The following is an 18,861-nucleotide window of genomic DNA, read 5'->3' as shown; positions in this document are numbered from 1 at the left end:
CAGCGTCATCCCGGGGCGCGCGTAGCGCGAACCCGGGATCTCGAGATCCCGGGTCTGGTGCTTGCGCACCATCCCGGGATGACGACGCGCAAGCGCATCGTCATTTCTCCGCCAGGTAAACCTCACCCAGCAGCGACGAGTTCGACCACGGCACCTGCTTGCTCTTCGTGGTCGACACCACTTCCGCCCGCACCCGCGTCAGCATCTGCTGCACCTCCAGCCCGGGCGTGCCGATGTGGCGGGAGAGGGCGGCGGAAAACGGCGAGTTGGCGCCTTCGCCGTCGAGTGCGACCTGGCCCGGTGCGGTGGCGAAGGCGATCAGCGTGCCGGCGCCCAGCGTCGCGCCGGCGCCGAGGCTAGTTGGAGCTGCGAGGCCCGAGGCGCCCTCGATCCCGCGACTGCTGCTTGCGGAAGCCACCTGCTGCGCCATCGGATTGTTGCGGCAGGCATCGAAGATCAAGATGTTGGTGCGGACCTGGTCGTCGAGGCCGGCCATGATCGTATCCATGTCGATCATCGCCTCCGTCATGCCCGTGCCCGGCTTGAGCTCGACGTCGACGGGAATGAGATAGTTGCGGCCGTCCACCTGCACGCCATGGCCGGCATAGTAGACCACGGCAACTTGCGCCCGCGCCGCATCGCGCAGGAAGTCGCGCGTCATCTTCTGCATCGCGGCGCGGTCGAGGTCGACGCCCTCCGACACCGTGAAGCCGATGTCGCGCAGGCTCTTGGCGACCGCGCGGGCGTCGTTGGGTGGATTGGGCAGCGCCTTCACATGCGCATAGGCGCCGTTGCCGATGATCAGCGCCATGCGCGTGCCGCGCACGGCCGGCACAGGTGAGGGCGCGGGTGCCGCGCCGGTCTGCTGCGGGGCAGGGGCTGCTGTCGGCTGCGTCGTGGGCGAGGGCGCATCGCGCGGGATCGGCACGGCTGCATCCGTTACCAGCGACAGCCGCACTTTTGCAGTCGCCTGATTGGCCTTGCTGCCGGCATCCGAGGCCACGATCGCCAGCGTCGCCTTGTAGTCGTCGCGCGCGCGGGCGTAGTCGCCTTTCGCTTCATAGGCCAGCGCGCGATGGGTGTAGCCCGAGATCAGCACGCTGTTCGGCGGCGTCATGATGTTGGCCGGCGGTTTTTCCCTGGCGAGCCGGATCGCTTCGCTGCCATCGGCGATGGCGCGATCGAGATCGCCCTTGGCGCGCCAGATCGAGGTGCGGTTGATCAGCGGCTGCGGCAGCGTCGGGTCGAGCCGGATTGCCTGGTTGATGTCGGCGAGCGCGCCGTCGAGATCGCCGAGCGCTTCTTTCGAGATGCCGCGGTTCTGGAACGAGAACGCCGATCTCGGATCTGATTTGATCGACATGTCGTAGTCGGCGATCGCCCTGGCATAGTCGTGCTTGCCCCGCCAGGCATTGCCGCGGTTGTGGAAGATGATGCCGCTGGGCGGGCCGAGCTTCAGCGCGTCGTCGAAATCGGTGATCGCGATGTCGTAGTCGCCCTTGTCGTAATAGGCCGATCCCCTGAGGTTATAGACCGCCTGACTCGGCTGGAGCCGGATCGCCTCCGTGGTGTCAGTGATGACCTTGGCGTAGTCGCCCTTCTTGTTCCAGGCCACCGCGCGCCAGAAATAGACGGTCGCAAGCTGCTCGCCCTTGAAGACCTTCAGCGCGATGATCTTGGTGCAGGCGTCGACCATCCGGTCCGCCGGCGTGGTGTCTGTGGTGCAGAGCGGCCCGAGCTGATTGCGTGGCTGCGCCAGGGCGGACGTCGACCACAGCACGGCGGTGAGCAGGCAGAGCGCGACGAGCAGGCGGCGCATGGCGGTCGTCCCGTAAGAGGAGAGGCGCTTGTTTGTTGCCCGGCGGTGCGCCGGGGTTCACGCTCCCGTCATCGGACCTGGGGTAAAGCAGGCGAGGGTATTCCCTCGGTGGGCAGACTTTGCTAATAGGCAGGACCCAACATCGCTGCCCACCAGCTTCCCACTTATGAAAAACGACGAAATCCTGAGCCAGATCACCGAGTTCTGCCGCAAGGCGGACATGGCGGAATCGACGTTTGGCCGGCGCGCGGTGAACGATGGGAAGCTGGTGCACCGCCTGCGCGAGGGAAAGCGCATCACCATCGACACGCTGGAGCGGATCCAGGCCTATATGGCGGCGTCGATGGCCGGCGGCGTGCCGCCGCCGCGGGGACTTCAGGTGCCCCCGGAAAAGCGCGATCCGCGCGGCAATTTCCGTTTCTTCGAGAACCGGCAGAAATATCTGCTGTTCGTCCACACCTGTAGCGAAAAGCGGGTGATCGCGGACAGGGTTGCGCTGGAGCTGGCCGCCATCCATCCGCGTCCGCCGGCGCTGCGTGTGTTCGACGCCGGTGTCGGCGACGGCACGGTGCTCGCGCGGGTGCTGCGCGCAACGCACCAGCGCTTTCCGCACATGCCGTTCTATGTCGCCGGCAAGGAGCTCAGTCTCGAGGATTTGCGCCTGACGCTGGAGAAGGTGCCGGATCGCATTTTCGAGCACCCTGCGTCGGTCTTCGTCTTCACCAACATGTTCTATTCGGAGGCGCCCTGGCTCACGCCGGCATCGCCCGCCGCGGCGGCCGCCACCGTTTGGCACGAGGTTCCGCTACGGGGCGCCTCGTCGGGCGAGTTCGAGCAGCAGATCGCTGAGCTGCGGCCGTTCCTGGAGCAGAACTGGCGCGCCGCGATCAGCCCACGCACGGCCATGCCGCTCTACGAGCGGCCCGTCGTCCTGGTGCTCTATCGCGACGACCACCGGTTCCTGCTGGATTCGACCATTCCGCGGCCGGGCCAGACCGAGGCCAATTTCGACCTCGTTATTGCATCCCAGCCATACCGTGCGCTGTCCTCGGTCAATTTCCGGGCAAAGCGGATCATTGCGCCTCTGGCGCGGGCATTGCGGCCGGGGGGGCGCCTGATCGGTATTCACTCTCATGGTCACGATCCCGGCATGGAAATGATCCAGGCAATCTGGCCCGGAGAAAATCCTTTCGCGGTCAGCCGTCATGAGCTATTGCGCGCGGTCAAGTATGAGCTCGGATCGTTGGGCCGCGACCTAAATTTTAATGCTTATGCGGACAACCGCTCGATCTTCAGGTATGATATGGAAGCGCTGCCCAACGAGGTGACGGGTACCATCGGAACCTCGACGGCCTTTGCAGCGTGGAATGCGGCGGTGTATGTCGCACAGATCGAGGACGACCGGTTGGCAGAAATGACTCAAAACGGCCGCACTCTGGATGCCGCCAGGGACGTGCTGAGAAAATACAACGGGCTCTGGTTTCTTGACGAATCCTACGTCATCTCGCGCCGGCGTGATTGACATAATCCAAAGGTAAACATCGCAAACGAACCGCTATCCAGTGGCGGAACAAGGGGTTTCTTGATGCGCGCGTCCTATCTCTTCACCAGCGAGTCCGTGTCCGAAGGCCATCCGGACAAGGTCTGCGACCGGATCTCCGATGAAATCGTCGATCTGTTCTACCGCGAGGGGCCGAAAGCCGGCATCGACCCGTGGCAAATTCGCGCCGCCTGCGAAACGCTCGCGACCACCAACAAGGTCGTGATCGCCGGCGAGACCCGCGGTCCGAAGTCGGTCACCAACGAGCAGATCGAGGGCGTCGTGCGCGCCGCGATCAAGGACATCGGCTACGAGCAGGAAGGCTTCCACTGGAAGACCTGCGACATCGAGATCCTGCTGCATCCGCAGTCGGCCGACATCGCCCAGGGCGTCGATGCGCTTCAGCCGGGCGAGGTCAAGGAAGAAGGCGCGGGCGACCAGGGCATCATGTTCGGTTACGCCACCAACGAGACGGCTGACTTGATGCCGGCGCCGATCTTCTACGCCCACAAGATCCTGCGCCTCATCTCCGAGGCGCGCCACTCCGGCCGCGAGAAGGTGCTGGGCCCGGATTCCAAGAGCCAGGTCACCGTGCAGTACGAGAACGGCAAGCCGGTCGGCGTGCGCGAGATCGTGGTCTCCCACCAGCATCTGGTGCCGGACCTCACCTCGAACCAGGTGCGCGACATCGTCGAGCCCTATGTGCGCGAGGCGCTGCCGAAGGACTGGATCACGTCGAAGACCATCTGGCACATCAACCCGACCGGCAAGTTCTACATCGGCGGTCCCGACGGCGACTCCGGCCTGACCGGCCGCAAGATCATCGTCGACACCTACGGCGGCGCGGCCCCGCATGGCGGCGGTGCCTTCTCCGGCAAGGATCCGACCAAGGTCGACCGTTCCGCGGCCTACGCCGCGCGCTACGTCGCCAAGAACATCGTTGCCGCCGGTCTTGCCGACCGCTGCACGCTGCAGCTCGCCTACGCCATCGGCGTGGCGCGGCCGCTGTCGATCTACATCGACACCCACGGCACCGGCAAGGTGCCGGAGGATCAGCTCGAGAAGGCGGCGGCGCAGGCGATGGATCTCACGCCGCGCGGCATCCGCAGCCATCTGGACCTCAACCGCCCGATCTACGCGCGCACCTCGGCCTATGGCCATTTCGGCCGCACGCCGGACAACGAGGGCGGCTTCTCCTGGGAGAAGACCGATCTCGTCGAGCAGCTCAAGCGCGCGCTCTAGTTCTCTCGCGTCGTTCCGGGGCGCCGCAACAGCGGCGAACCCGGAATCTCGAACCTCCGGATTCCGGGTTCGCTCGTTTCACGAGCGCCCCGGAATGACGAGCCAAACAAACAGGAACCCCCTATGAACGCGAAGCCCGGCTTCACCGATTACATCGTCAAGGACATTTCGCTCGCCGATTTCGGCCGCAAGGAACTCTCGCTCGCCGAGACCGAGATGCCCGGCCTGATGGCGACGCGCGAGGAGTATGGCCCGAAGCAGCCGCTGAAGGGTGCGCGCATCGCCGGCTCGCTGCACATGACGATCCAGACCGGCGTGCTGATCGAGACGCTGGCAGCACTCGGCGCCGACATCCGCTGGGTCTCCTGCAACATCTATTCGACGCAGGACCACGCCGCCGCCGCGATCGCGGCCGCCGGCATTCCCGTCTTCGCCGTCAAGGGCGAGACTCTGAAAGAGTACTGGGATTACACCGCAAAGCTGTTCGACTGGCACGGCGGCGGTCACCCGAACATGATCCTCGATGACGGCGGCGACGCCACCATGTACGTCCATCTCGGTCTGCGCGCCGAGAACGGCGACACCGCCTTCCTCGACAAGCCCGGCTCCGAGGAAGAAGAAGTCTTCTTCGCGCTTCTGAAGAAGCAGCTCAAGGAAAAGCCGAAGGGCTACTTCGCCGAGATCGCCAAGAGCATCAAGGGCGTTTCCGAAGAGACCACCACGGGCGTGCATCGTCTCTATGACATGCAGAAGGCGGGCACGCTGCTGTGGCCGGCGATCAACGTCAACGACAGCGTCACCAAGTCGAAGTTCGACAACCTCTATGGCTGCCGTGAATCGCTGGTCGACGGCATTCGTCGCGGCACCGACGTGATGCTGTCGGGCAAGGTCGCGATGGTCGCCGGCTTCGGCGACGTCGGCAAGGGTTCGGCCGCCTCGCTGCGCCAGGCCGGCTGCCGCGTGATGGTGTCGGAAGTCGATCCGATCTGCGCGCTCCAGGCCGCGATGGAAGGCTACGAGGTCGTGACGATGGAAGACGCGGCGCCCCGCGCCGACATCTTCGTCACCGCGACCGGCAACAAGGACATCATCACCATCGAGCACATGCGCGCGATGAAGGATCGCGCCATCGTCTGCAACATCGGTCACTTCGACAACGAGATCCAGATCGCCTCGCTGCGTAACCTGAAGTGGACCAACATCAAGCCGCAGGTCGACGAGATCGAGTTCCCCGACAAGCACCGCATCATCATGCTGTCGGAAGGCCGCCTCGTGAACCTCGGCAACGCGATGGGCCATCCGTCCTTCGTGATGTCGGCGTCCTTCACCAACCAGACGCTGGCGCAGATCGAGCTCTTCGCCAACAACAAGGACGGCAAGTACAAGAAGGAAGTCTACGTGCTGCCGAAGACCCTCGACGAGAAGGTCGCGCGCCTCCACCTCGCCAAGATCGGCGTCAAGCTCACCGAGCTGCGCAAGGACCAGGCCGACTATATCGGCGTGAAGCAGGAAGGTCCGTACAAGAGCGACCACTACCGCTACTGAGATTTTATCCAACTGCGACACGAAAGCCCCGGAGCGATCCGGGGCTTTTTTTGTCGCCATTCCCTGTGGTACGCTCGGAGGTAGAGCCAAAACAAGCCTGCCACTTTCGAAGCGGGCGGCCGCTTTTCCCAGTTCATTTTCAGAATGCATATGGAGGGAATGCGATGTCCAGCGAAGCCAACGTTGAGCTGTTGAAGGAAGCCTATCGCCAGTGGAACGACAGCAAGGGAGCCAGCGTCGACTATTGGTTCGACAAGGTCATCGGCCCGCAGATCAAGTTCGATTCGATTCCGCGGGGTGCCGAGCCGGTGCCTTTTGCCAAGCGCTATGACGACCGTACCGAGCTGCGCGGCTATTTCGACGGCCTGCTGGCCGACTGGAGCATGCAGTACTACACGATGAATGAGTACGTCGCGCAGGGCGATACCGTCGTCGCGCGCGGCGAATGCGCGTGGACCAACAAGAAGACCAAAAAGGTCGCGAAGACGCCGAAGGTGGATTTCTGGCGCTTCAAGGACGGCAAGGCCGTCGAATTCCACGAGTATTTCGACACCGCCTGTGTCTACGGCGCGACCATCCCCTGACGGTTGCAATTCGGCGCGGCGCCGCCCATCCTGTGCGGCTGGAGAACGCCATGATCGAAGCCAAAGAACATTTCGACGTCCTCATCGTCGGTGCCGGCCTGTCCGGCATCGGCGCGGGCTATCATCTTCAGACGAAGTGCCCGGGCAAGAGCTACGTCATCCTGGAGGGGCGCGACTGCATCGGTGGGACCTGGGATCTGTTTCGCTATCCCGGCATCCGCTCCGACAGCGACATGTTCACGCTCGGCTATTCGTTCAAGCCGTGGACCGATCCGAAGGCGATCGCGGACGGGCCGCAGATCCTGAACTATGTGCGCGAGGCAGCTAGCGAGAACGGCATCGAGACGCACATCCGTTTCCGCCACCGCGTCAAGCGTGCGGCGTGGTCGACGCCGGACGCGCGCTGGACCGTCGAGGCCGAGCGCATCACGGGCGAGGGTGCAACCGGGCTTGTACGCTTCACCTGCAATTTCCTGTTCATGTGCTCGGGCTATTACAAATACGAGGCGGGCTATACGCCGGAGTTCAAGGGTGCGGCGGATTTCGCCGGCCGCATCGTGCATCCGCAGAAATGGACCGAGGACATCGACTACGCCGGAAAGCGCGTCGTCGTGATCGGCTCGGGCGCAACCGCAGTGACGCTGGTGCCGGAGCTGGCCAAGAAGGCCGCGCAGGTCACCATGCTTCAGCGCTCGCCGACCTATGTGGTGTCGCGCCCGGTGCAGGATCCCCTCGCCAGCAAATTGCGGCGCAACCTGCCGGCGCGGCTTGCCTATCATCTGATCCGCTGGCGCAACGTGATGTGGGGGATGTTCTTCTTCCAGCTCAGCCGGCGCAGGCCGGCGAAGGTGAAGGACCTCATCCTCAAGGGCGTGCAGATGGCGCTCGGGCCCGACTATGACGTCGCGACCCATTTCACGCCGCGCTACAATCCCTGGGACCAGCGGCTGTGCCTCGTGCCTGATGGCGATCTGTTCAAGGCGATCCGCGAGCAGCGGGCTTCCGTCGTCACCAATGAGATCGACAATTTCACGCGCGACGGCATTCGCCTGAAGGACGGCCGAGAGCTTGCGGCCGATATCATCGTCACCGCGACGGGGCTGGTGCTTCAGGTCGTCGGTGGGCTCGAGGTCAGCGTCGACGGCCGCGCCGTCGATTTCGCCAATACGCTGACTTACAAGGGCATGATGTACGCCGACGTGCCGAACATGGCGTCGGCCTTCGGCTACACCAACGCATCCTGGACGCTGAAATGCGATCTCACCTGCGAATATGTCTGCCGGCTCATCAACTACATGGACCGGCACAATTTCCGCCAATGCATGCCGCACAATGACGATCCTGAAATCACCGCGCAGCCCTCGCTCGATTTCACCTCGGGTTACGTGCAGCGCTCGGTCGCGAAGATGCCCAAGCAGGGCTCGAAGCAGCCGTGGCGGCTGTACCAGAACTACGCCCTCGACATCGTCTCCCTGCGCTTCGGCCGGATCGACGACGGCGTGATGCAATATTCCTGATCTTGCTACGTAAATTACCGGGAGAGGCTCGCGATCGCTTGAGACGAATCGCGACTTGGGGTAGCATTTTTGCGGTGCAAGAAATTTATTTCCAGCGAAGTCTGAGTTCCACGTTGTTGCCGTCCTGAGGAGAACGCGGAACATGCACGTCCTTGCTCTGGTCACGCAGAAAGGCGGAAGCGGCAAGAGTACGCTGTCCGTTGGACTGGCGGTGGCAGCGATGCAGCGCGGAGAGCGCGTCGCTCTCGTCGAGGCGGACGCGCAAGGTACGATCTCGAGATGGAAGGGGCGCCGTGAGAAGCCCTATCCTCGCGTCGATCGCGTTACCGATCCCACCGAAATTGAGCCGGTGATATCCCGCCTCAAGGCCGAAGGGGTTTGGCTCGCAATCATCGACACAGCCGCCACGAACAATGCCTTGGCGACGCGCGCCATTGCCAGCGCCGACCTTTGTCTCATCCCGGCTCGTCCGAGCCCGGCCGATATCGAAGCCGCAATACCTACGCTGATCGCTACTCGCAGGCTCGATCGCCGGTTTGCCTTCATCCTCAATCAGACGCCCACACGGGGAGGCCGGCTGAGCGAAGCTGCCACGTCGCTCAACTCGCTTGGCGTGCTTGCGCTCCCCTTCATTGGGCAGCGCAACGACCACCAGGATGCGCTCGGGGCAGGGCTGGGCGTGACCGAGTTCGCGCCGGAGGGAAAAGCCTCGGAGGAAATTGCGGCCCTGTGGGGTTGGATCTCGGAACGCCTTATCGTGGAGTCGAATGATCATGGGCAAGCCGCGCTCAAGACAGCCTGCTGACGTTGCACGCGCCGGGCGTCGCTCGCTGGTGGAGCTGGCGGCGGAAGTGAGCCGTGCCGTTGACGAGGGCTTGGCCATGCCGCCGGGCCCGGTCACCGTCGTCATGCAAGATGCGCCGCAGATTGCGCAAGCAGCGCCTGCTCCGATGACCGTTCCGGTACGGGAAGCGGCCAGCGTCATCGTTGCAACACCTGAACCTCCGGGCAGTACGACCATTGATCTCATCGTGGACATGGCCAAGGATTATCAGGCGCGTGCGTTGGACGGCATGAAGGTTGGTGCTCACGCTGCGCTGGATTATGCCAGGGACCTCGCCAAGCCACAGCTGGCCGATGTGGCATCGGAGGCCAATGGAATGACGGCCGCAGAAAGCCACCTCATCGAGGCGATTGGAACGGCAGCTGAGTGTCGTGTTGTCGTGCTCGAACTGATGAAGGTCAATGCGGGCGCGACCTTGGAGTATGCGCGGGAGTTGGGCCGTGCGAGAACGCTGGCGGAGTTGGTTGAGCTGTCGAGCACGCATGCGCGACAGCAATGTGAGTTGGTCCTGAAGCAAACCGAGTTGCTGAGATCGCTTACTCAAATCATGACAAAGCCCGGTGCCGGGTAGCACCGCTCGCCTGCCGTCATCGCGCTCAGGATCTGCGCGGGACTTTCAGTGCGAGGCCGAGATCAATCGCGAGCGCCAGGACCACTGCGCCGCCGCCTAAACCGAACAGCACGAGATAGTCGCCACCGGTCTGCGCATAGATCCAGGAGAAGCCGTAAGCCGCGGCCGCCTGGAACAGCGCAAAGCTGGTTGTGGCGTGGCTCCACGTCGCGCTCTGCTGCCCGGTCGAATGTGGAAGAAGCTCATGGATGCGTCCGAGCACCAGCGGCACGATGCCGGGCGTGAAGCCGCCGACCACGACGCTCGACACGATCAGCGAAACCGGCGCGATGCTGACGGTCGGCAGCAGCGCGGCCGCCGCCTCGATCAGGAAGGCTGCCCGCAGGGCCGGACCGAAACCTGCCCTGTCGCCGAGATGGCCGGTGACGAGCGGTCCGACGATCGCGCCGAGACCGTACAGCACCCAGTAGCGCGATCCCGCAGCAATGCCCTGGCCGAGGCCGCGCGCCACGAAATCGACGATAAAGACCATGTGCGGCACCAGCGCCACCGCGTTGAGGCCGTATTGGACCAGCAGCGCGCGGGCAGCCGTCGATGCATGGTGGTGCTTCGCGTGATGCAAAGGCGCAGTATCGGCCTTGGCCTCCGCAGGCCAGTTCCACCAGCTTGCGAGGGTGAGGAGCGCGGAGAGGGCGCCGAGGCCATACCAGCTCTGCTGCAGGCCTTGTTGCAGGAGCAGCGGCACCAGCGTGCCTGACGCGGCGACGCCAAGGCCGACGCCCGCAAAGATCACGCCGCCGACGATGCCGCGCCTCGCGGCCGAAATGTGCGGCAGAATGACGGAGGCCGCCAGCACCATGATGATGCCGCCGGTGAGACCCGACAGGAAACGCCAGGCGAAGAACCAGCTGAAAGACACCGGGGTTGAACTGGCGAAGAAAGAGAGCGTGGCGAGCAGCATCATCGCACGCAACGCGCGGACCGCGCCGATGCGGGTGGCGACAGCCCGTGCCGCGAGCGCGCCGGCAAGGTAACCGGCAAGGTTCGCCGCGCCGAGATAGACGACATCCGACGCGCTGAACCACTTTGCGGCGATCAGCGCCGGGATCAGCGGCGTGTAGGAGAAGCGGGCAAGGCCGAGCCCGACCAGCGATGCGAACAATCCTGCCACCGCATATCGCCAGGTTTGCTGTGATGCCGATCCCGGCCGCTGATGCGGCCGGGTCTCGACGTGCTGCTTCGTATCTGCGTTGGTCATGTCATCCTCCAGCGCGCTCGGTCGCGCGCGGATCATCCTGTCTGGGCGGCGCGGCGGCGCCGGAATTCCGGCACGGGCAGGCCGCCCCAGCCCCAATTGTCGGTGTCGACTTCCTCGATCACGACGAAGGTGGAATCGAGCGGCTTGCCGAGCACGTCGAGCAGGAGCTGGCTCGATCCCTTGATCAACGCCGCCTTCTCCTCCGCGGTGAGCGACGCCGCGCCCGGCGTCGTTCCCTCGCGGGTCACTTGAATGGTGACGATGGGCATGGTGGTTCTCCTTGTCTCAATGGCCGGCGCTCTGGCCGCCGTCGACATGCAGGATCTCGCCGGTGACGAAGCTCGCCTGCTCGAGATAGAGCACTGCATCGACGATGTCGGACATCTCGCCCAGGTGGCCGACCGGGTGCAGCGCGCTGAGCTCGGCATGCGTCGAAACCGGATGCATAGGCGACTTGATGACGCCGGGCGCCACGGCGTTTACGCGGATGCCGCGCCTGGCGTATTCGATCGCGAGCGACTTGGTCGCGGCGTTGAGGCCGCCCTTGCTCAGTGAGGCCAGCACCGAGGGCACGTTCGAATTGGCGTGATCGACCAGGGTCGTCGTGATCTGCACGACGTGGCCAGAGCCCTGCTTCTCCATCTCGGCGATGGCGAGCTGCGTGATGTTGAAGAAGCCGGCGACGTTGGTGCCCATCACCGCCGCATAGTCCTCGGCGGTGTACTGCGTGAACGGCTTTGCGACGAAGATGCCGGCATTGTTGACCAGCGTGTCGACGCGGCCGAAGCGAGCGACGGCTTGCGAAACCACGCGCTCGGCGGTGGCCCGGTCAGCGATGTCGCCGGGAACGGCGAGGACGTCGTCGTCGCCTGACGGCTTGATGGAGCGCGCCGTTGCAACGACACGATAGTTGCGATCGCGAAAACCCTGGACCAGGGCGGCGCCGATGCCCTGCGATGCACCGGTGATGATGGCGACCTTCTGCTCGATACCCATGATGGGCTCCTGTTGTTGAGTTGAGGACCTGCGCCGGCAGCGGCCGGCTTGGTCGGTGAAGTACGCCGCCGCGGCCCGGCTGCGAATACGCGCTGTCCGGCAGACACTGTTTCGCGGCGCGAACGAATGCCGGATCGGCGCCCGGCGGCAGTTGTGGCGGCCGGCGCGAACGCCTAGCTTTTAGCCGGAATCTCAGGGGGCGGCGGGAAGCGCATGGATCGTCTGGATGCGATGAAGGTGTTCGTCCTTGCGGTGGACGAGGGCAGCCTCGCCGCGGCGGGGCGCAAGCTCGGCCGTTCGCCGGCGGCGGTGAGCCGCGCCATCGCCTTCCTCGAGGAGCGCGTCGGTGCCGAGCTGCTGCACCGGACGACGCGGTCGATCAAGCTGAGCGAGGAGGGCGAGCGTTATGTCGCGATCTGCCGCCGCGTACTCACCGAGCTGGAGGAGGCCGACGACATCGCGGCCGGACCGCGCACGGCGCCGCGTGGCCTGCTCACGATCACCGCCCCGGTGGTCTCGGGGGAGATGGTGCTGCGGCCGATCCTCGATGCGTTTCTCGACGCCCATCCGACCGTGTCGGCAAAGCTCCTGCTGTTCGACCGTGCGGTCAACCTGATCGAGGAGGGCGTCGACATCGCGCTTCGCATCGGCCATCTCGCGGACTCGGCGATGGTGGCGATGCGGATCGGCGAGATCAGCCGCGTCGTGGTGGCTGCTCCCCGCTATCTGAAGCAGCATCCGCGCATCACTGAACCCGGCGATCTCGCCAAGCATCAGATCGTGGCGATGGCGCATCTGCCCAATTCCTGGACCTTCGCGCCACAGGCGGGCTCGTCGGCAGCCCGCACGGTCCAGTTCACCCCGCGCCTCGTCGTCAACAGCACCTATGCGGCCGTGGCGTCCGCGGTCGCCGGGCGCGGCGTGGCGCGGATGTATTCGTACCAGGTGGCCGAGCAGGTCGCGCGCGGCGAGCTCGAGATCGTGCTGGCCGCCGACCAGGACCCGGAGATGCCCGCGCATTTGATCTGCCCGCAGGGGCGGCTCTCGGTGCCCAAGGTGCGGGCATTCACCGACTTTGCCGTGCCTCGGCTGAAGAAGCAGTTCGCGCTGCTGAAGAAGAGCATCACTGCGCGCTGAGCCGCTGTGCGCCCGGCAATGCGTTGTTTTGCGTATACGGCCGCCGGCCTGAATCGGCGATGCTGCCCGAACGGTTAACGCCGGATTAACCGACGAGTCCTAGCCTGTCTCGGCCGGGGTTACTCGCAAGGCCGAGGTGAGCCCAATGGAAGCCCAGAAGATTGCGGTCGACGCCGTCGTCGCGCTGACCGATTGCGACCGCGACGCCGTCATCGCGTTCATCCGCCGGCTCTATCTCGCCGGCGTCACCGACCCCAAGCGCCTGACCTTCAAGGGTCTCCAGGCGCTGGCGCGGGGGTAATTCGGCTCGTTTCGGCCAGTTTCAACCCCAGGTTCCGTGCCGCCGCTCTCCCCAGCGTGATTGCAACCCAGCGGTGAATATCTTGCCGCTCGGGCCGGCTCGGAGTAGATGACGTCCCCGGCTGGGTCACTCGGGAACTGGGGAAATGCTGAAACAGCTTTTTGCGCCGCAACTGGTCATTCTGTATGTGCTCGCGGCATCGACGATCTACGTTCACTTCCGCGGCAAGCAGCGGCTGCGCTTCGCGCGCCAGCTTGGCGATCACTCGACCTATCTCGCCCCCTACAATGTGCTGATGTATGCGGGCTCGGCGGTGCCGAACAAGCCGGTGATCCCGGTCGAGCAGTTTCCGGAACTCAAGCCCCTCAGCGAGAACTGGGAGACCATCCGCGACGAGGCCGTGCGCATGTTCGACGAAGGCTTCATCCGCGCGGCCGCCAAGAACAACGACTGGGGCTTCTACTCGTTCTTCAAGAGCGGCTGGAAACGCTTTTACCTGAAATGGTACGACGACTTCCTGCCCTCGGCGCGCACGCTGTGCCCGAAGACGGTGGAGCTGCTCAATTCGATTCCGAGCGTGCACGGCGCGATGTTCGCGATGCTGCCGCCGGGCGGCAAGCTGGGCGCGCACCGCGATCCGTTCGCCGGCTCGCTGCGCTATCACCTCGGCCTCGTCACGCCGAACTCGAACAAGTGCCGCATCCTGGTCGATGGCGTCGAATGCGTCTGGCGCGACGGCGAGGCCTTCATGTTCGACGAGACCTTCATCCACAGCGCCGAGAATGCGACCGACGTCAACCGCATCATCCTGTTCTGCGACGTCGAGCGCCCGATGAAGTTCGGCTTCATGACCGCGATCAACCGCTGGGTCAGCCATCACATCGTCAAGGCGTCGGCGACCCAGAACGTCGACGGCGAGAGCGTCGGCGTGCTCAACAAGGTGTTCGGCAAGCTCTACGAGATCCACCTCGCCAGCCGCAAGGTCAAGGAGTGGAATCGCAACGTCTACTACACGCTGAAATACTCGCTGACGGCGCTGATCCTCGGCCTCATCGTGATGTCAGCGCTGCGGTGAAGCAGGTGCGAATGGCCCCCTTGCCGACCGCGAACACAGAGACAGCACAATTCTTCCGCCAATGGCTGGAGACCTTCGCCGGCTATGTCCGCGAGGTCGACTACGCTTCGGCAAGGCCGCTGTTTCATCCGGAGGTGCTTGCCTTCGGCACGCACAACGATGTCATTCCAGGCCTCGACCAATGGGTCACCACGCAATGGGACAATGTCTGGCCGAAGACGGCCGACTTCCGTTTCGTGCTCGAGCAGACCTCGGTTCTGGCATCTCCTGATGGTGCGATGGCGACCGTGATCGCGCCGTGGACGAGCACGGGCTATCATCCCGACGGCAGCACGTTTCCGCGTCCGGGCCGGGCGACGATGGTGTTCTCCAAAACCGCCGACGGCTGGCTGTGTGTGCATTCCCACATGTCGCTCAATCGCGGCGTCCCGCAGGTGAGCCACGCCAATCGGCCGGTGAAGGCCTGGTAGATCGAAGCCGGCGTTTGTGCTTCACCTCTCCCGTAGGGAGAGGTCGGATCGCATCGAATGATGCGATCCGGGTGAGGGGTTACGATCTCACCGAATGCCGCGGCCCCTCACCCGGATTGCTGCGCAATCCGACCTCTCCCCGCTGGGGAGAGGTGAGCACCGAGGTGTGCAGGCCTATTCCGGCTGGCCGATGCTCACCTTCAGCGTGCCGACGCCGTCGACGCCGCATTCGAGCTTGTCGCCGGGCTGGAGCTGCGACACGCCGGCCGGCGTACCCGTCATGATGATGTCGCCGGCGGCGAGCTTCACCTGCTGCGAGAGCTGCCAGACGATCTCGGGCACGTTCCAGATCAGCTCGGTGAGGTCGCCCTTCTGCGTTTCCTTGCCGTTGACCGTGAGCCAGATCTTGCCCTTGGCGGGATGGCCGATCTTCGCGGCCGGCTGCACGGGGGAGCAGGGCGCGGAATAGTCGAACGACTTGCCGATCTCCCACGGACGCTCCTTCTTGCGCGAGGCGATCTGGAGGTCGCGGCGGGTGAGGTCGATGCCGACGGCGTAGCCATAGACATGGTCGAGCGCCTTGTCGGCGGGAATGTTGAGGCCGCCACTCTTCATCGCGACGATCAGCTCGACCTCGTGATGCAGGTCCTTGGTCAGCGGCGGATAGGGGATGGTGGCGCCATCGGGCACCAGCATGTCGGCGTGCTTGGCAAAGAAGAACGGCGGCGCGCGCTCGTCATTGCCCATCTCGCGGATGTGCTCGAGATAGTTGCGGCCGACGCACCAGATGCGGCGCACCGGGTAACGGCCGCTTTCCCCGACGACGGGAAGCGAAGCCTGCGGCGGAAGCGGGATGACGTAGGAGGCGGCGTTCATGAAGCGGTCTCGCTGCTCTTGAGGTGAAGGGAATTCTATGCGGTTGCGCTGATCGGCGCCAGAGTGCCGGCGTCGTGATGCTGCAGGCGGAAGAACGAGGCGTAGCGGCCCGAGCGGCGGATCAGCTCGTCGTGCCGGCCCTGCTCGACGATCTCGCCGCCCTCGACCACCAGGATGCTATCTGCGTGCATGATGGTGTGCAGGCGGTGCGCGATCACGATGGTGGTGCGGTTCTGGCAGAGATGTTCGATCGCCTCCTGCACCTGCTTCTCCGACTCGGAGTCGAGCGCGGCGGTGGCTTCGTCCAGCAGGATGATCGGCGCGTTCTTGATCAGCGCGCGCGCCACCGCGATGCGCTGCCGCTGGCCGCCGGAGAGCTGCGTGCCGTGCTCGCCGACCGGCGTGTCGTAGCCGAGCGGGAAGCTCATGATGAAATCATGCGCGCAGGCCGCTTTCGCGGCGTCGATGATCTGGTCTTCGGTCGCGCCGGGCTTGCCGAAGGCGATGTTGTTGCGGATGGTGTCGCGGAACAGATAGACGTCCTGGCCGACATAGGCGGTCTGCATGCGCAGCGACTTGCGTGAGACCGCGCCGATCGACTGGCCGTCGATGACGATGTCGCCTTGCGTCACTTCGTAGAAGCGTAGCAGCAGCCCCAGCACGGTGGACTTGCCGCCGCCGGAGGGGCCGACCAGCGCGGTGACCTTGCCGGGCTCGGCGACGAAGCTCATGCGGTTGAGCACGGTCTCGCCAGTCCGGTAGGAGAAGCTGACATCGCGCAGCTCGATCCGCGCGTCCGACAGCTTCAGCGCCGGCTTGTCGTCGTCGGAATGCTCGCTCGCCGGGCTGTCGACGACTTCCAGCAGCATGCGCGCGCCGACGAGCTGGCTGTTGAGGTCGATATTCAGCCGCGCCAGCCGCTTGGCCGGCTCGGTCGCCATCAGGAAGGCGGTCATGAAGGAGAAGAACGCGCCGGGCGTGGCGTTGAGCGCGACCACGCTGTAGCCGCCGTAGAGAAGACAGCCGGCGACCGCGAAGCCCCCTAGCATCTCCATCAGCGGATTGGAGCGGTTGGCGACGCGGGCCATCTTGTTGGCGTTGCGCTCGACGATCGCGATGTTCTCGTCGATGCGCTTCTGCATGGTCTCTTCGAGCGTGAACGCCTTGACGGTGCGGATGCCTTGCAGCGATTCCTGCATCGTCTCCATGATGTCGGCGGTGCCGGTGAACTGGTTGAAGGCGAGGCCCTTGATGCGCTTGACCAGCTTGCGCAGCACCAGCATCGCCGGCGGCACCGCGACGAGGCCGATGAACGACATCAGCGGATCCTGCCACACCATCACGCCGATCATCGCGAGCAGCATCAAGAGGTCGCGCCCGATGGCGTTGACCAGCATGTTGAGCACGTCGGTGATCGACTTGGCGCCGGCCGTCAGCCGCGCCAGGAATTCGGACGAATGCCGCTCGGAGAAGAAACCGATGTTCTCACGCATCAGCTTGGCGAACAGCTGGCGCTGGTTGGTGGCGAGGATGGCGTTGGAGATCTTGGTCAGGATCACCATGTGGCCGTAGGTCGCCACGCCCTTGATGAACAGCAGGATCACCGTGATGCCCGAGAACATCGCGATGCCCGGGATGTTCTTGTCGACATAGGCCTGGTTGATGACCTGGCCGAGCACGTAGGTCGCGCCCGCGGTCGACCCGGCGGCAAGCGCCATCAGGGCGAAGGCGACGAGGTAACGCCGCCAGTAGACGATCCCCTGTTCCGTGACCAGGCGGCGAATCAGGACCGCTGCCGTATAGGGATCGTCGGTGATTTTCTTTGGAAACTGGGCCATCCGTAGTCCATTGACGGCGCAAGGAAAGCCTGCCCGCGCGTCAGGGATCGATGGGCCTCTGTGCCCGCTAAAGCGGGGCTTTTCAAGCCCAATTAAGGGCTTGCGTCCGGATGGAATCTAGGCCGAGACGGCGTGGCGGAGCTCGCCATGGCGCTCGCGGAACAGCTTGTCCTCCCAGGCCAGCGCGTGGGCCGCGATGGTCTCGAGGTCGTCGTATTGCGGCTTCCAGTCGAGCAGGCCGCGGATGCGGCTGGTGTCTGCGACCATGGTCATGATGTCGCCGGGCCGGCGCGGGGCGTATTGCACGGCGAAGCTGCGCCCGGACACCCGGCGCACCGCGTCGATGGTCTCCAGCACCGAATAGCCGCGGCCATAGCCGCAATTCAGCGTGGTCGAGGCGCCGCCATTGCGCAGGTAAGCCAGCGCCGAGCGGTGCGCCTGCGATAGGTCCGTGACGTGGATGAAGTCGCGGATGCAGCTGCCGTCCGGGGTCGGATAGTCGGTGCCGAACACGTCGATCTTGGCGCGCTGGCCGGTTGCGGCTTCGACCGCGATCTTGAGCAGATGCGTGGCGCCGACGGTGGCAAGGCCGATGCGCGCCTGCGGATCGGCGCCGGCGACGTTGAAATAGCGCAGGGTCACGTACTGCATGCCGTAGGCGGCGGCGACGTCGTGCAGCATGATCTCGGTCATCAGCTTCGACGAGCCGTAGGGCGACAGCGGCCGCGTCGGCGCGTGCTCGGGCACCGGCACCTGGTCCGGGTTGCCGTAGACGGCGGCGGTCGAGGAGAAGATGAAGCGGCCAATGCCGCGCTTCACTGCGACATTGAGCAGGTTGCGCGCGGTCATGAAATTGTTGCGGTAGTAGCCGAGCGGATCGCGCATCGACTCCGGCACGACCACCGAGCCGGCGAAATGGATGATGCTCTCGATGTTGTGCTGGGCGATCACGCCCTCGAGCAGGTTCTCGTCGCCGGCATCGCCAATGAACAGCGGCACGCCTTCCGGCAGGTAGGCGGAGAAACCGGTCGAGAGATCGTCGATCACGACGACGTCCTCGCCGGCTTCCGCCAGCGCCAGGACCGTGTGACTTCCGATATAGCCGGCGCCGCCGGTGACTAGCACAGTCATGATCTCACCCGTCTTCGATCAACGCGCCAAGCTACCGTTTGCGTGGTGAAGAGGGGGTATCGGCGCGGCTGAACTGGTCACTATGCTTAATGTTGCGTATAGGGGGTCTGCTAAACG

At 64.6% G+C, this 18,861-nt stretch carries 18 protein-coding genes; 11 read left to right on the top strand and 7 right to left on the bottom strand.

Features of this window, described 5'->3' with window-relative positions; genetic code table 11:
- Positions 1–100: 100 nt before the first annotated feature.
- Positions 101–1,819, bottom strand: a complete 1,719-nt coding sequence (locus BM118_RS32065) for a caspase family protein (protein ID WP_092190811.1) — start codon at positions 1,817–1,819, stop codon at positions 101–103.
- A 166-nt stretch (positions 1,820–1,985) separates the two neighbouring features.
- On the opposite strand from BM118_RS32065, the gene BM118_RS32060 reads away from it, so the two are divergent.
- From BM118_RS32060 to BM118_RS32030, 7 genes are all read left to right on the top strand, one after another.
- On the top strand, positions 1,986–3,341 hold the full coding sequence (locus BM118_RS32060; protein ID WP_092190809.1) for a hypothetical protein: 1,356 nt from the start codon (positions 1,986–1,988) through the stop codon (positions 3,339–3,341).
- A gap of 63 nt (positions 3,342–3,404) precedes the next feature.
- Positions 3,405–4,601, top strand: a complete 1,197-nt coding sequence (gene metK, locus BM118_RS32055; RefSeq protein ID WP_092190807.1) for a methionine adenosyltransferase — start codon at positions 3,405–3,407, stop codon at positions 4,599–4,601.
- 123 nt (positions 4,602–4,724) lie between these two features.
- Positions 4,725–6,146 carry an adenosylhomocysteinase gene (gene ahcY / locus BM118_RS32050; RefSeq protein ID WP_092190805.1) on the top strand — a complete coding sequence of 474 codons (1,422 nt, stop codon included), beginning with the start codon at positions 4,725–4,727 and terminating at the stop codon, positions 6,144–6,146.
- Between the two features lie 164 nt (positions 6,147–6,310).
- Positions 6,311–6,730 carry a nuclear transport factor 2 family protein gene (locus BM118_RS32045; protein ID WP_092190803.1) on the top strand — a complete coding sequence of 140 codons (420 nt, stop codon included), beginning with the start codon at positions 6,311–6,313 and terminating at the stop codon, positions 6,728–6,730.
- Between the two features lie 50 nt (positions 6,731–6,780).
- Positions 6,781–8,247 (top strand): flavin-containing monooxygenase, encoded by a 1,467-nt coding sequence (locus tag BM118_RS32040; protein ID WP_092191140.1) that lies wholly within the window; start codon positions 6,781–6,783, stop codon positions 8,245–8,247.
- 142 nt (positions 8,248–8,389) lie between these two features.
- Positions 8,390–9,052: a ParA family protein gene (locus BM118_RS32035; protein WP_092190802.1), complete on the top strand. Its 663-nt coding sequence runs from the start codon at positions 8,390–8,392 to the stop codon at positions 9,050–9,052.
- Positions 9,021–9,662 carry a hypothetical protein gene (locus BM118_RS32030; protein ID WP_244550285.1) on the top strand — a complete coding sequence of 214 codons (642 nt, stop codon included), beginning with the start codon at positions 9,021–9,023 and terminating at the stop codon, positions 9,660–9,662. Before BM118_RS32035 ends, BM118_RS32030 begins: the two co-directional genes overlap by 32 nt.
- Before the next feature lie 25 nt (positions 9,663–9,687).
- On the opposite strand, the gene BM118_RS32025 is transcribed toward BM118_RS32030, so the two are convergent.
- Genes BM118_RS32025 through BM118_RS32015 form a run of 3 tightly spaced genes read right to left on the bottom strand, consistent with a single transcriptional unit; the run spans position 9,688 to position 11,916 of the window.
- Positions 9,688–10,920: a YbfB/YjiJ family MFS transporter gene (locus BM118_RS32025; RefSeq protein WP_177234884.1), complete on the bottom strand. Its 1,233-nt coding sequence runs from the start codon at positions 10,918–10,920 to the stop codon at positions 9,688–9,690.
- A 32-nt stretch (positions 10,921–10,952) separates the two neighbouring features.
- Positions 10,953–11,189: a tautomerase family protein gene (locus BM118_RS32020; RefSeq protein ID WP_028173203.1), complete on the bottom strand. Its 237-nt coding sequence runs from the start codon at positions 11,187–11,189 to the stop codon at positions 10,953–10,955.
- Positions 11,190–11,205: 16 nt separating this feature from the next.
- Complete coding sequence (locus BM118_RS32015; RefSeq protein WP_092190794.1) at positions 11,206–11,916, bottom strand: SDR family NAD(P)-dependent oxidoreductase; 711 nt, start codon at positions 11,914–11,916, stop codon at positions 11,206–11,208.
- A 213-nt stretch (positions 11,917–12,129) separates the two neighbouring features.
- Here BM118_RS32015 and BM118_RS32010 point away from each other — a divergent pair, with 213 nt between their 5' ends.
- The 4 genes from BM118_RS32010 to BM118_RS32000 all read left to right on the top strand — a co-directional run bounded on the left by BM118_RS32010 (position 12,130) and on the right by BM118_RS32000 (position 14,899).
- On the top strand, positions 12,130–13,053 hold the full coding sequence (locus BM118_RS32010; RefSeq protein ID WP_092190792.1) for a LysR family transcriptional regulator: 924 nt from the start codon (positions 12,130–12,132) through the stop codon (positions 13,051–13,053).
- 145 nt (positions 13,054–13,198) lie between these two features.
- Positions 13,199–13,354: a hypothetical protein gene (locus BM118_RS41850; RefSeq protein WP_177234883.1), complete on the top strand. Its 156-nt coding sequence runs from the start codon at positions 13,199–13,201 to the stop codon at positions 13,352–13,354.
- Between the two features lie 145 nt (positions 13,355–13,499).
- Positions 13,500–14,429, top strand: coding sequence for an aspartyl/asparaginyl beta-hydroxylase domain-containing protein (locus BM118_RS32005; RefSeq protein ID WP_092190790.1), 930 nt, complete (start codon positions 13,500–13,502; stop codon positions 14,427–14,429).
- 11 nt (positions 14,430–14,440) lie between these two features.
- Positions 14,441–14,899 carry a YybH family protein gene (locus tag BM118_RS32000; RefSeq protein ID WP_177234882.1) on the top strand — a complete coding sequence of 153 codons (459 nt, stop codon included), beginning with the start codon at positions 14,441–14,443 and terminating at the stop codon, positions 14,897–14,899.
- Positions 14,900–15,073: 174 nt separating this feature from the next.
- Here the strand turns inward: BM118_RS32000 and BM118_RS31995 are convergent, their stop codons facing one another.
- The 3 genes from BM118_RS31995 to galE form a co-directional block, all read right to left on the bottom strand.
- Positions 15,074–15,775 (bottom strand): fumarylacetoacetate hydrolase family protein, encoded by a 702-nt coding sequence (locus BM118_RS31995; RefSeq protein ID WP_092190788.1) that lies wholly within the window; start codon positions 15,773–15,775, stop codon positions 15,074–15,076.
- A 35-nt stretch (positions 15,776–15,810) separates the two neighbouring features.
- Positions 15,811–17,613, bottom strand: coding sequence for an ABC transporter ATP-binding protein (locus tag BM118_RS31990; protein WP_092190786.1), 1,803 nt, complete (start codon positions 17,611–17,613; stop codon positions 15,811–15,813).
- A gap of 117 nt (positions 17,614–17,730) precedes the next feature.
- Positions 17,731–18,744 carry a UDP-glucose 4-epimerase GalE gene (galE, locus tag BM118_RS31985; protein ID WP_092190784.1) on the bottom strand — a complete coding sequence of 338 codons (1,014 nt, stop codon included), beginning with the start codon at positions 18,742–18,744 and terminating at the stop codon, positions 17,731–17,733.
- Positions 18,745–18,861: the final 117 nt, after the last annotated feature.

The sequence above is a fragment of the Bradyrhizobium sp. cf659 genome (assembly GCF_900113725.1).
GTDB lineage: Bacteria > Pseudomonadota > Alphaproteobacteria > Rhizobiales > Xanthobacteraceae > Bradyrhizobium.
Note: the sequence above shows the minus strand (reverse complement) of the source record. Positions and strands in the feature narration are given on the sequence as shown.